The 13,181-nt window shown below is 41.8% G+C and carries 10 protein-coding genes; 9 read left to right on the top strand and 1 reads right to left on the bottom strand.

Annotated elements, in window-relative coordinates; translation table 11 throughout:
• Positions 1-46 precede the first annotated feature (46 nt).
• The 4 genes from D6853_RS04050 (at position 47) to D6853_RS04035 (ending at position 5,421) form a co-directional block, all read left to right on the top strand.
• The gene (locus D6853_RS04050; protein ID WP_120656634.1) at positions 47-1,486 is read left to right on the top strand and encodes an extracellular solute-binding protein; all 1,440 of its coding nucleotides are present in this window, start codon (positions 47-49) and stop codon (positions 1,484-1,486) included.
• Between the two features lie 121 nt (positions 1,487-1,607).
• The gene (locus D6853_RS04045; RefSeq protein ID WP_120656632.1) at positions 1,608-2,519 is read left to right on the top strand and encodes a carbohydrate ABC transporter permease; all 912 of its coding nucleotides are present in this window, start codon (positions 1,608-1,610) and stop codon (positions 2,517-2,519) included.
• A 2-nt stretch (positions 2,520-2,521) separates the two neighbouring features.
• The gene (locus D6853_RS04040; RefSeq protein ID WP_120656630.1) at positions 2,522-3,391 is read left to right on the top strand and encodes a carbohydrate ABC transporter permease; all 870 of its coding nucleotides are present in this window, start codon (positions 2,522-2,524) and stop codon (positions 3,389-3,391) included.
• Positions 3,392-3,408: 17 nt separating this feature from the next.
• Positions 3,409-5,421: a right-handed parallel beta-helix repeat-containing protein gene (locus tag D6853_RS04035; RefSeq protein WP_120656628.1), complete on the top strand. Its 2,013-nt coding sequence runs from the start codon at positions 3,409-3,411 to the stop codon at positions 5,419-5,421.
• Between the two features lie 99 nt (positions 5,422-5,520).
• On the opposite strand, the gene rpmB is transcribed toward D6853_RS04035, so the two are convergent.
• Positions 5,521-5,706 carry a 50S ribosomal protein L28 gene (gene rpmB / locus D6853_RS04030; protein ID WP_092246925.1) on the bottom strand — a complete coding sequence of 62 codons (186 nt, stop codon included), beginning with the start codon at positions 5,704-5,706 and terminating at the stop codon, positions 5,521-5,523.
• A gap of 209 nt (positions 5,707-5,915) precedes the next feature.
• Between rpmB and D6853_RS04025 the strand changes: the two genes are divergently transcribed.
• From D6853_RS04025 to D6853_RS04005, 5 genes are all read left to right on the top strand, one after another.
• Positions 5,916-6,278, top strand: coding sequence for an Asp23/Gls24 family envelope stress response protein (locus D6853_RS04025; protein ID WP_092246928.1), 363 nt, complete (start codon positions 5,916-5,918; stop codon positions 6,276-6,278).
• Positions 6,279-6,313: 35 nt separating this feature from the next.
• A complete protein-coding gene (locus D6853_RS04020; RefSeq protein WP_120656626.1) occupies positions 6,314-8,089 on the top strand; it encodes a DAK2 domain-containing protein in 1,776 nt (591 codons plus the stop codon).
• A 90-nt stretch (positions 8,090-8,179) separates the two neighbouring features.
• Entirely contained in the window at positions 8,180-10,249 is a 2,070-nt protein-coding gene (recG, locus tag D6853_RS04015; protein ID WP_120656624.1) for an ATP-dependent DNA helicase RecG, read from the top strand.
• Positions 10,250-10,319: 70 nt separating this feature from the next.
• Positions 10,320-11,189, top strand: coding sequence for a DegV family protein (locus D6853_RS04010; RefSeq protein ID WP_120656622.1), 870 nt, complete (start codon positions 10,320-10,322; stop codon positions 11,187-11,189).
• 51 nt (positions 11,190-11,240) lie between these two features.
• On the top strand, positions 11,241-13,163 hold the full coding sequence (locus D6853_RS04005; protein WP_120656620.1) for a DNA gyrase/topoisomerase IV subunit B: 1,923 nt from the start codon (positions 11,241-11,243) through the stop codon (positions 13,161-13,163).
• The last annotated feature ends 18 nt before the right edge of the window (positions 13,164-13,181 follow it).

Here is a 13,181-nt window from a genome sequence, read left to right as displayed (position 1 = left end):
AAGGAGCGTGCTTAAATATTCAAATCATACAAAAGGAGGATAGTGTATGAATAAAAAGGTATTGGCTACTATCTTAGCAGCGGCACTTACAGTTACAACACTTGCCGGATGCGGTGCTTCAGCGCCAACGACTTCTTCAGGCGGATCTGACAATGCGGGAACAGAGAATGCTCAGGGTGCAGATGCAACAGCAACAGGTGCTAAGCAGACAGACGGAAAGAATCTTCCTACGCTTACAACAGAGCCTATGGAGATCACACTTTGGGATATCGCTACAGAGGATCCTTCTAAGAGCACACAGGAAGGTGCTGTTCATAGGTTCGAGAAAGATTATCCCAACATCAAGATAAATCAGGTGCATCAGCAGAACGATAACTATAAGCAGCAGCTTGTAGTTGCAATGAGTTCAGGACAGTGTCCTAACATCTACGTTCACTGGGGTGGCGGCCCTATGGCTGAGTATTACAAGTCAGGCTATGCCAATGATCTTACAGAAATGTATGCTAAGTACAATCATCCCGAATTTATCGATGCAGCAGTAGCACAGTCAACATATGACGGCAAGATGCTTGCAATTCCTTTCGGCGGACTTTCGGGCTGCGATATCTTCTACAATAAGACAATCTTCAAGGAACTCGGTCTTGAAGTTCCTACAACTATAGATGAGCTTGAAGCTGTTTGCGATAAGCTTAAAGAGAACAACATTATTCCTTTCACACTTGCAAATGCTTCTAAGTGGACAGGTTCAATGTATTATATGTACCTTGTAGCACGTCATTCCGGTAATGCTGAATTTGATGCTGCTTACACACAGGAGAACGGCGGAACATTTACCAGTGATGCATTTATCTGGGCAGGCACAAAGATTCAGGATTGGGTTAAGAAGGGATATTTCCCCGATGGTGTTAACTCACTTTCAGCCGATGATAATCAGGACAGAGCTCTTCTTTATGACGGATCTGCAGCTATGATGCTTCATGGCGCTTGGCAGGTTTCCGGTATCAAGAACGACAGTGAAGAGTGGTACAACGAGAATCTCGGTGTATTCCGTTTCCCTGAAGATTCAGAAGCTAAGGCTAAGGGAGTTCCTCAGGACGTTGAGATCGGCACAGCAATCGGTATGGGTATGTCATTCAACTGCTTCAAGGAAGACGGTTCTGTTGACCAGGATATGCTTGATGCTTGCTATGTTCTTGCAACACAGTATTTCAACGATGATACTTATAACAACGATCAGATGACAAGCGGAACACAGCCTTCAATCAAGGGAATGGAAGAAAACATCGACGATCCCAACATGAAGATTATCGCTGATGTGTTCTTCAACGCTTCAAACGTACAGCTTTGGTATGACCAGTATCTTCCCGCTTCTGTAACGGAAGTACACAAGAACTGCATGACTGAGCTCTTCGGACTTGAGAAGACTCCTAAGGAGATAGGCGAAGAACACGATGCGGCAATGAAAAAAGCTATTGCTGAACAGTAATTAAGCTATAAGAGTATACGATAGTATACGCTGCGGCTAAAGTGATAATAAAGCTGCCCGCAGGGATAAATATTCCTGTAGGCAGCTTTTAACTAAATGAACGCGGCGGGAAGGAGATAACGTGAAAAAAGAGAAGAATGTCAGCCTTGCTCAGGCTAAGGCGAGAAGTACAGCCAGAGCGGCAACGGTGTTTCTGATACCGGCGCTTTTGCTTATAGCGATTTTTATAATCTATCCTGTAATCGATACTTTTGCGATCAGCGGAAACAGATGGAATGGTATTTCTGCGGATAGAGTATTTATCGGATTAGACAACTGGAAAGCACTTATCAAAGATGAAATGTTCTGGAAATCTTTCCGGCACAATCTCATTGTTATGGTATTTTCCATTCTTTTACAAATTCCTTTAGGTATGCTTCTTGCTACTTTTTTGGATGCGGGAGGCAAGAAATTCAATATTTTTAAGATCATATGGTTTTTGCCGTATCTTATGAGTTCTGTAGCTATCGCATTCCTTTTTGTATATGCACTTGCAACCAACGGAGGTATTGTTTCTTCGCTTGCAAGCATTATTCAAGGTAAAAAAACAACCATAGATCTTTTGGGAACGGCTCCCAATGCCTTATATACGATCATAGGTGTTATGGCTTGGCAGTTCACTCCCTTCTATATGGTTTACTTTATAGCCGGTTACGGCAATATCGACACATCAATCTATGAAGCTGCCATTATCGATGGTGCGACAAGATGGCAGTATATTAAACATATCGCAATTCCTCTTTTGGGACCTATCTTCAAGACAGCATGCACGATGTCACTTATAGGTTCACTTAAGTACTTTGATATGATCTGGAACATGACACAGGGCGGACCTGCGGGTTCAACAGAACTTATGGCTACTTATATGTATAAGCTTTCGTTCCAGCAGTTCAACATGGGTTATGGTTCAACGGTTGCAGCGGGAATGTTCTTGCTTATAACCGCCATTGCACTGTTATTCAATAAGGTATTTAAGGTTAAGGAGGAGTATTGATTATGGAAAAAGGCTATTTGGATGATTCGGATTTTCGTAAGGCCAAGATAAAATCAAAGATTGCATGGACAATTGCAATTTTATTTGCGTGCGTTCAGGTTACCCTTACGCTTACTCCTTTCTTCTTTATGATAATAAATTCCTTCCGTAAGCAGTTTGATATGCTTCAGCAAGGTGTATTCCACCTTCCGGATCCATGGTATTTCAAGAACTACGTAGATGTTGTAACTCACGGTTTCTTCAGCTATTTCTTTAACTCAGTGATAGTAGTGGCAGTATCTCTGGTTCTTATGCTTGCAATATCATCATTTGCCGCATATCCGCTTTCGAGAATGAAGTTTAAATTAAATCCGTATATATATGCGCTTATAGTTGCAATGATGTCTGTTCCGATGCACGTAACTTTGATACCTATTTTCAAACTTACTCAGACATTCGGGCTCTATGACTCACTTTGGTCACTTATCGGACCATATGTAGCATTTGCGCTTCCCATGTCGGTATTTATACTTACTGCATTTATGAAGACTATTCCCAAGGAGATAGAGGAATCTGCTGAAATCGACGGCTGCAATCGCTATCAAAATTTCTTTAAGATGATACTTCCTTTATCTAAATCGGGATTATCAACACTTGCTATTTATAACGGCGTATCAATGTGGAATGAATTCGCTTTTGCAAACACTTTGATCATTACTCCGGCAAGAAAGACATTACCTCTTGCGCTCGGACAGTTCAAAGGTGAGCACTCGCTTGATATTCCAATTATTCTGGCAGTTCTTACACTTTCGGTTCTTCCTATGATAACATTGTTTATCATATTCCAGGATAAACTTGTTAAAGGTATGATGGCAGGAGCTGTTAAAGGTTAAATAAAGAGGGGACTTATATGATAATTTATGTAGATGTAAATGCACAGCATGACGGGAACGGTAGCAAGAATCTGCCTTTCAGAAAAATAAACGAAGCGGCTAAGATAGCAAAGCCCGGTGATGAGGTATTGGTTGCACCCGGAACCTACAGAGAGTATGTAAATCCTATAAACGCCGGAACAGAAGAGGAGCGTATAGTTTATAAAAGTGAAAAACCTCTTGGTGCAATCATAACCGGTGCCGAAAAGCTTACCGATTGGGGTAAGTTTAAAGGTGATGTATGGGTTTCAAAGGTTAAAAACAGTATATTCGGTGAGTATAATCCTTATACAACGCTTGTTTACGGTGATTGGTATTTTGCTACACCAAGTAAGCATACAGGTTGTGTATGGCTCAATGACGAAGCTCTCTACGAAGTGCATAGCATAGATGATTGCCTTGAAGGCAAGGTATATGAATGTTCGTGGGATCCCGAGAATTCTAAGAGGAAATGGTATGCAGAGCAGGACGCCAATACCGATGAAACTATTTTCTATGCTAATTTCGGCGGAGCAGATCCCAATAAAGAAAATGTTGAGATCACGGTAAGACGTGAATGTTTTATGCCAAGCAAAGAAAGAATAGGATATATAACCGTCAGCGGTTTTAATATCAATAAAGCTGCGACAACCTGGGCTCCTCCCGCAGCTTACCAGGATGGAATGATCAGTCCTCATTGGAGTCGGGGATGGATAATAGAAGATTGCGATATCTGGGGAAGCAAATGTGCCGGAATATGTGTCGGACGTTATTACGATCCTCAAAATTCCAATTTCTATACAACCAAGCATGTTAAGAGCCCTACTCAGATGGAGAGAGATTCTGTTTGCCGCGGTCAATATTACGGATGGATCAAGGGTAAGATAGGCGGACATATCATACGAAGAAACAATATTCATCACTGCGAGCAGGGCGGTATCATCGGTCGTATGGGCGGTGTCTTCAGTATTATTGAAGATAATCATATTCATCACATTAATAATATGATGGAGCTTGGCGGTGCCGAGATTGCCGGTATTAAGATGCATGCCGCGATCGATGTAATAATGCGCAGAAACCATATACATCATTGCACGATGGGAATATGGTGTGACTGGGAAGCACAAGGCACAAGAATTACTCAGAATCTTTTGCATGATAATCAGAGACCTGAATTTGCCAAGCAGCTTGAGGGTGGTATGACATGTCAGGATATCTTTGTTGAAGTAAGCCACGGACCTACGCTTATTGACAATAACATTCTTTTGTCAGATGTTTCGCTCCGTATAGCCACTCAAGGAGTTGCTATGGTTCATAATCTTTGCGCGGGTTCATTTACCTTTGTTGGTGACGGAACAAGCTGGAGATATACGCCTTATCATATGCCTCACAGAACTGAGGTTATGGGCTTTATGACCATTCTTCACGGTGATGATCGAATCTATAACAATATATTTATTCAGAAGTGGTCGGATAAAGAGCTTGTTTTATTAAATGATTCAAGACCGGAGGATAAGTATACAGAGAACAGAAAGGTCGGAACATATTGCTTTGATGAGTATCCGACTTACGAAGAGTGGATCCCGCAATTTGACTTGGAAGAAGAATATCCCAATATGAGAAAACACGAAGATTCTCATTTTGCGCACTTACCTGTCTGGATTGACGGAAATGCTTATTTTGAGGGCGCGACCGGATTTAAGAAAGAAAAAAATGCATTTACAGATAATTCCGGTAAGGTTTATGTAGATGTTGTCGAAAAAGACGGAAGCTATTTCATTGATACCAATATTTATGATGTCATGAAAGGCTTTGAGGTTGATATGATCTCCACAGAAACACTCGGTGAAGCATTTGAGCCTTCTCAGAAGTTTGAGAACACCGACGGAACACCGATCACTTTTGATAATGATTATCTCGGAGGTCATCGCGGAACGACGATAATTCCCGGACCTTTTGCAGCAGCAGAGGATGCAGACAAAAAAATCTACGGAAAACTTTCCATTGAATAAGTAAGATGGAATAACTTCTATATCATTAAATAAGGACAAAAAAGAAGAGCTGTGAAATGATTTCTCATTCACAGCTCTTTAATTCATGTTTATAAGAGATTAAGCTCTCTCAACTTTGTTTGATCTAAGGCAAGCTGCACAAACGTGCATTCTCTTAGTGCCACCGTTAACCTTAACAGCAACGTGCTGAACGTTAGACTTCCAAACTCTGTTAGATCTTCTATGAGAATGGCTTACGTTGTTACCGAAATGAACGCCCTTGCCACAAATATCACATTTAGCCAATTTTGACACCTCCTTATAAGCCATGTAATCAATATCAATAGCATAATTGTGCTGCGTTGTTCGCAACATTGATATATTAGCAGAAACATATAAGGAATGCAAGCAAAATATGCAAAATTTGTAGTTTATTTTTTAGAGAACTGCTATTATAATACTATATGTATGCGAAAACGGTGGTCCTATGGGCTATCGCATTAAGGAGGAATAATATGAAGGCTTCTTCTATGAACACTCACATGGGTAGTATATCAATCGATAATGAAGTAATCGCTCAGTACGCAGGTGCTGTTGCAATGGAATGCTTTGGCATCGTTGGTATGGCCAATGTCAATGTTAAGGACGGACTTGTCAGCCTTTTGAAGATTGATTCGATGACAAGAGGTATTAACGTATCTCTTGATTCCAATAATAAGCTTATACTTGACTTTCATGTCATTGTTGCTTATGGTGTTAGTATTTCGGCAGTGTCTGATAACCTTATAGACAATGTTAAATATAAAGTAGAAGAATTTACTGGACTTGAGATCGAGAAGATTAACATCTATATCGAGGGCGTCCGCGTAATTGATTAATTCTATCGACTGCAAGTTCTAGGAGGATTTTTGTTTTGAGTAATAATGTAATTGACGCTAAGATGTTGTCAAAAATGTTTTTGACCGGAGCTAAGAATCTCGAAGCTAAGAAGGAATGGATCAACGAACTTAATGTTTTCCCCGTTCCCGACGGCGATACCGGTACAAACATGACAATGACCATCATGTCAGCAGCCAAAGAGGTTGGATCTCTTGGTGACAACGCAGATATGTCTGCAATATGCAAAGCGATTTCTTCAGGATCTCTTCGTGGAGCGAGAGGTAACTCCGGAGTTATCCTTTCTCAGCTGCTTAGAGGTTTCACAAAGGTTGTAAAAGAACACGACGAAGTTAATGTAAGTATTCTTGCCGAAGCTTTTGATAAAGCCGTAGAGACGGCTTACAAGGCTGTTATGAAGCCCAAGGAAGGTACAATTCTTACCGTTGCCAAGGGTGCAAGTGAGAAAGCACATGAGCTTGCTGTAGAAGGAACCGAAGATATCGAGTTCTTCTGCAGTGAAGTTATTAAATATGCAGATGAAGTTCTTGCCAAGACTCCCGATATGCTTCCTGTTCTTAAGCAGGCAGGCGTTGTGGATTCCGGCGGACAGGGTCTTGTACAGGTTCTTAAGGGCGCTCTTGACGGATATCTCGGTAAAGAGATCGATCTTACCATTACAGAAGAGCAGGTTACTCCCGGAGCCAAGACGATGGGAGAACCCAAGGAAGAGGATATCAAATTCGGTTATTGTACTGAGTTTATTGTTCTTCTTTCAAAGCCTCTTAATATTAAGCAGGAAATTGATTTCAAGAATTTCCTTGAGTCAATCGGAGATTCGATCGTTATGGTTGCAGATGATGAGATCTGTAAAGTGCACGTTCATTCCAACGATCCCGGACTTGCAATCCAGAGAGCTCTCATGTACGGTCAACTTTCCAATATGAAGATCGATAACATGAGAATGGAGCACAGAGAAAAGCTTTTCCATGAGAACAACGACGGATCATGGGCAGAGATAGAGACAGAGATTAACGGAGCTGCAGAGCTTACACCAACATATCTTCCCGGTGATGATATTCCGATCGGAAAGAAAGTTGAGACTGAAGCGCCCAAGGCTGCTGAACCTGAAATGCCTCACAAGGATGTCGGTTTTGTAACCGTATGTGCAGGCTCCGGACTTGCCGATATCTTCAGAGGACTCGGTGTTGATTATGTTATAGAGGGCGGTCAGACAATGAACCCTTCAACTGCAGATATTCTCGATGCTGTTGATAAGGTTAATGCCGATACCGTTATAGTACTTCCTAATAATAAGAATATTATTCTTGCAGCAAATCAGGCAGCGATCATGTCGGAAGACAATGATTCCGAGAAGAAGATTGTTGTAGTTCCTTCAAAGACCGTACCTCAGGGTATCACAGCGATCATCAACTATGTGCCCGATACTCCTGTTGAAGACAATGTTGCTGCTATGACAGAGGCGCTTGGAACGGTTAATACAGGTGAAGTTACTTATGCCGTAAGAGATACGGTTATAGATGATGTACAGATCAAGCAAGGTGACTACATGGGTATCGGTGATTCCGGTATTCTTGCTGTCGGTGGAGAGATAGCCGATGTTACATTCGATATGCTTGATAAGATGATGAGCGACGATCTTGAGCTTATCAGTGTATATTACGGTGATGAAGTTGACGAAAAGGATGCGGAAGCTCTCAGAGAGAGAATATCCGAGAAATTCCCTTCATGTGATGTAGAGCTTCAGTTTGGCGGTCAGCCTATTTACTACTACATTGTTTCAGCAGAATAATGTATAATTTAAATATCGATTTTCTTATAAGCCGGGTTTGTTATTACCCGGCTTATATTTTAATAAGTAATCAGCGGATGAGGTTTTGTTATGGGAGAAAGAGAACTATCAGAGCTTATTACCGACCTTAAAGGTGTCGGCGACAAGACAGGCAAGCTTTTTAATAAGTGCGGTATTTATACATGTGGAGATCTTTTGACCTATTTTCCGAGAGATTATGACTATTTCGGCGATGTCATAAATGCTTGCGATGCTTCGGAAGGACAGATGTGTGCCATGAAGCTCACCATCGTGGGTACTGTTTCAAAAAGACGTGTTCGTAATCTTTCAATTCTTTCATTTGAAGCCGCCGATCAGACCGGCAAGATTAAGATGACATATTTTAACGCACCTTATCTTATTAATAATCTTAAATCCGGAACAACGCATATTTTCAGAGGTATTACCCGCAAAAAGGGTAATTTCTTTTACATGGATCAGCCAAAAATGTACAAGGTAGAGGAATATGTCGCTTTATCGGGCAGTATGAGACCGAAATATTCGTTGGTTAAGGGACTTACAAATAATGCAGTTACCAAGGCTGTTGAGCAGACCTTTATAAATGCAGGCAAGCTTGAAGAATACCTTCCGGAAGAGTTGATAAATAAGCTTAATCTTGTTTCTTATTCCGAGGCTTCATACGGAATCCATTTTCCAAAGAATGATAAGCAACTTGAGGATTCCAGAAGAAGGCTTGCTTATGATGAGTTTTTACTCTTCATTCTTAAACTGCGTCTGTTAAAACTGTCTCAAAAAGAGGTTCTTAACTCTTTTCCCATGATGGAGGTTTCCGATGTAAAAAGACTGTTGGAGCAGCTTCCTTATGATCTGACCGATGCACAGAAAAGTATTTGGAATGACATATTATCCGATCTTTCCGGAAAACATGTAATGAACAGGCTTATTCAGGGAGATGTTGGCTCCGGTAAGACCATCATTTCGTTTATGGCTCTTTTGACTGCTGCGGCAAACGGATATCAAGGCGCGATAATGGCTCCCACTGAAGTACTTGCGGCGCAGCATTTTGAGAACTTCAAAAAAATGATAGATAAATACAAGATTTCAGCACTTAAACCGATTCTTTTGACAGGATCTCTTTCTGCTAAGGATAAGCGAAATGCTCAGGAGCTTATCGCAAACGGTGACGTTAACTGTATCATCGGAACAAATGCTCTTATTCAGGAAAAGGTCAGTTACAAGAACCTGGCTCTTGTCGTTACCGATGAGCAGCACAGATTTGGCGTAAGACAAAGAGAATCGCTTGCCGGCAAAGGCGAAAACGTGCATGTTCTTGCAATGAGTGCGACACCGATTCCCAGAACTCTTGCAATTATCTTGTACGGAGATCTGAGTATTTCTGTTATCGATGAGCTTCCGAAGGGAAGACTGCCGATTAAAAACTGCGTTATAGGCACGGATTACAGAGATACTGCCTATAAATTTATCCAAAAGCAGGTGGAAGAAGGTCATCAGGCTTATATTATATGCCCAATGATAGAAGAAGGAGAGCTTAACGGCGCTGAAAATGTCATAGACTATGCCGAAAAGCTCAGAAACGTATTCCCTTCGAATATAAATGTAGGAGTCCTTCACGGTAAGATGAAGCCCTCTGTAAAAGACGATATCATGGAGTCTTTTGCAAGGAAGGATATCGACGTTTTGGTTTCAACAACTGTTATTGAAGTCGGAATCGATGTTCCGAATGCGACGGTTATCATGATAGAAAATTCCGAGCGATTCGGACTTTCACAGCTTCATCAGTTAAGAGGAAGAGTAGGAAGAGGAGATTCGCAGTCATATTGTATCTTTATCAACACTTCGGCTTCCGACGAGACCAAGAAAAGATTGGATATCATGAACAGGTCAAATGACGGTTTTGAAATTGCAAGAGAAGATCTGGAACAAAGAGGTCCCGGAGATCTTTTCGGTGTAAGACAAAGCGGTGAGCTTTGCTTTAGAGTAGGCGATATCTATCATGATAGCGATCTTGTAAAAGAAGCTGCAATGGATGCCGACAGAATTTTGGCAAGCGACCCGGAATTGTCTCTCCCACAACATAGTGTATTAAAGAATAAGATAAGCACAAAATCTGCAAATTTTATTGACTTTACAACGCTATAAAAGTAAACTTATTTTATTAAACAGGACGAAAATAGGAGGATTATCGGCATTTTTTGTCGAAATTGCTAGAATGGCTAAAGTTGCGATAGTTACAGACAGTAACAGTGGAATCACACAATCACAGGCTAAGGAACTAGGCATACATGTTGTTCCCATGCCCTTTATGATAAATAACGAAGAGTTCTTTGAGGATATCAATCTTACTCAGGAGCAGTTCTATGAAAAGCTTACCGGTAATGCAGAGGTTTCAACCAGTCAGCCTACTCCCGATTCTTTGATGACGCTTTGGGATGATCTGCTCATGGATTATGATGAGATAGTATATATCCCAATGAGTAGCGGACTTTCAGGTTCTTGTCAGAGTGCATTTATGCTCGCCGGTGAGGAATATGAAGGTAAGGTCTTTGTTGTTGATAATCAGAGAATATCCGTGACGCAGAGACAGTCCGCAATAGATGCCAAGGCTATGGCCGATGCCGGCTTTGGAGCGGAAGATATCTCCAAAAAGCTTGTTGAGACCAAGTTTGAGTCAAGCATTTATATCATGCTTGATACTCTTTATTATCTTAAAAAGGGCGGAAGGATCACTCCCGCAGCGGCTGCACTCGGTACGCTCTTAAGACTTAAGCCCGTTCTGCAGATTCAGGGAGAGAAGCTTGATGCTTTTGCCAAGGCTCGTACAACTTCTCAAGGCAAGAACATTATGCTTACAGCCGTTAAGAACGATATTGAGAACAGATTCGGAGGCATGGAGGCAGGCGATTTCTGGATAGAGATAGCCTATTCTCATGACACTGATGCCGCCAATGAATGGAAAAAAGAGGTAGAGGCTGCATTCCCCGGTCACGAGGTTCATATGGATCCTTTATCTTTATCTGTTTCATGTCATATAGGACCCGGAGCGCTTGCTCTTGCGGTCACAAGAAAACTGCATTTTTGATGCGGTAATAGATTATTTTGATTTTAAAGTTTTGCAAAGGGGTTTACACAAATGGCTTCATACGAACAATATGATGCTTCCAGTATCACTGTCTTAGAAGGTCTTGAAGCGGTCAGAAAGCGTCCCGGTATGTATATCGGAAGCGTGACCACAAGAGGGCTCAATCACCTTGTTTACGAGATCGTAGACAATGCGGTTGATGAACATCTTGCAGGTTTCTGCACACAGATCCATGTAACATTGGAAGCCGACGGCTCAGCTACGGTAGAAGATAACGGACGAGGAATTCCCGTCGGAATGCACGCTAAGGGCATAACAGCAGAGCGTGTTGTTCTTACCATGCTCCATGCCGGCGGTAAGTTTGATAATAATGCATATAAAACAAGCGGTGGTCTTCACGGTGTAGGTTCATCCGTAGTTAACGCTCTTTCTACAAGAATGAGTGTCAGGATCAAAAAAGACGGATTTATCTACGAAGACAGCTATGAGCGAGGAATACCCACAACCAAACTTAACAAGGGACTTCTCGATCCTGTCGGAACAACAAAAGAGACCGGAACAACGATTAACTTCCTTCCGGATGACACCATTTTTGAAAAGACAAGATTCAAAGAAGATGACATAAAATCAAGGCTTCACGAAACTTCTTATCTCAATCCTTCACTTACGATCATTTTCGAGGATAAAAGACCCGGTGTTGAGGAATACATTGAATTCCATGAGCCCGACGGTATCACAGGCTTTATCAAGGATATGAACAAGTCCAAAGAAGCCGTGTGCGACGTTGTTTCTTTTAGCGGTGAGAGCGAAGGCGTAGAAGTAGAAGTTGCTTTCCAGTACGTCAATGAATTCCACGAAGATGTACTCGGATTTTGTAATAACATCTATAATGCCGAAGGAGGTACGCATCTTACCGGCTTTAAGACGATGTTTACCAATATCATCAATCAGTACGCGAGAGAGCTTAATATATTAAAGGATAAGGATGCCAACTTTACGGGTACCGATGTAAGAAACGGTATGACAGCGGTTATTTCGATCAAGCATCCCGATCCCAGATTTGAAGGTCAGACGAAGACCAAGCTTGATAACCAGGATGCAGCCAAGATCGTATCCAAGATTACCAATGATGAGGTCACAAGATTCTTTGACCGTAATTTGGAGTGCCTTAAGTCTATCATCGGCTGTGCCGAAAAGGCCGCCAAGATCAGAAAGACTGAAGAAAAGGCCAAGACCAATATGCTTACCAAACAAAAGTATTCTTTTGACTCAAACGGTAAGCTTGCAAACTGCATAAGTAAAGATGCTTCCAAGTGTGAGATCTTCATCGTAGAAGGAGATTCGGCCGGCGGTAGCGCCAAGATGGCAAGAGACCGTAATTATCAGGCTATCCTACCAATCAGAGGTAAGATTCTTAACGTCGAGAAAGCCAGTATCGACAAGGTTCTAGCAAATGCCGAGATCAAGACGATGATCAATGCTTTCGGCTGCGGTTTTTCCGAAGGATACGGCAATGACTTTGATATAAATAAGCTAAGATATGACAAGATCATCATCATGGCCGATGCCGACGTCGACGGTGAACATATCGCGACACTACTTTTGACCTTGTTCTACAGATTTATGCCGGAGCTCATCTATCAGGGGCATGTTTATATCGCTATTCCGCCTCTTTACAAGGCTATGCCATCTAAAGGCAAGGAAGAGTATCTGTATGACGACAATGCACTTGCCAAGTACAGAAATACTCATAAGGGCAGCTTTACGCTTCAGCGATATAAGGGTCTTGGTGAGATGGATCCCGCTCAGTTATGGGAGACAACACTCGATCCCGAAAGACGACTTCTTAAGGCTGTTGAGATTGAGGACGCCAAGATGGCTTCTCATATGACAGAGCTTTTGATGGGCGTTGACGTTCCACCCAGAAGAGAGTTTATACATCAGCATGCGACAGACGCAGAGCTTGATATTTAAGATTTTTGACCAATAATT

Origin of the sequence: Butyrivibrio sp. X503, assembly GCF_003625475.1 — a bacterium.
In the GTDB taxonomy this organism is placed as follows: Bacteria; Bacillota; Clostridia; order Lachnospirales; family Lachnospiraceae; genus Butyrivibrio.
Note: the sequence above shows the minus strand (reverse complement) of the source record. Positions and strands in the feature narration are given on the sequence as shown.

Coding starts and splice junctions, on each gene's coding strand:
- D6853_RS04050 (WP_120656634.1), top strand. CDS start 47: ATGAATAAAAAGGTATTGGCTACTATCTTAGCAGCGGCACTTACAGTT.
- D6853_RS04040 (WP_120656630.1), top strand. CDS start 2,522: ATGGAAAAAGGCTATTTGGATGATTCGGATTTTCGTAAGGCCAAGATA.
- D6853_RS04035 (WP_120656628.1), top strand. CDS start 3,409: ATGATAATTTATGTAGATGTAAATGCACAGCATGACGGGAACGGTAGC.
- D6853_RS04025 (WP_092246928.1), top strand. CDS start 5,916: ATGAAGGCTTCTTCTATGAACACTCACATGGGTAGTATATCAATCGAT.
- recG (WP_120656624.1), top strand. CDS start 8,180: ATGGGAGAAAGAGAACTATCAGAGCTTATTACCGACCTTAAAGGTGTC.
- D6853_RS04010 (WP_120656622.1), top strand. CDS start 10,320: ATGGCTAAAGTTGCGATAGTTACAGACAGTAACAGTGGAATCACACAA.
- D6853_RS04005 (WP_120656620.1), top strand. CDS start 11,241: ATGGCTTCATACGAACAATATGATGCTTCCAGTATCACTGTCTTAGAA.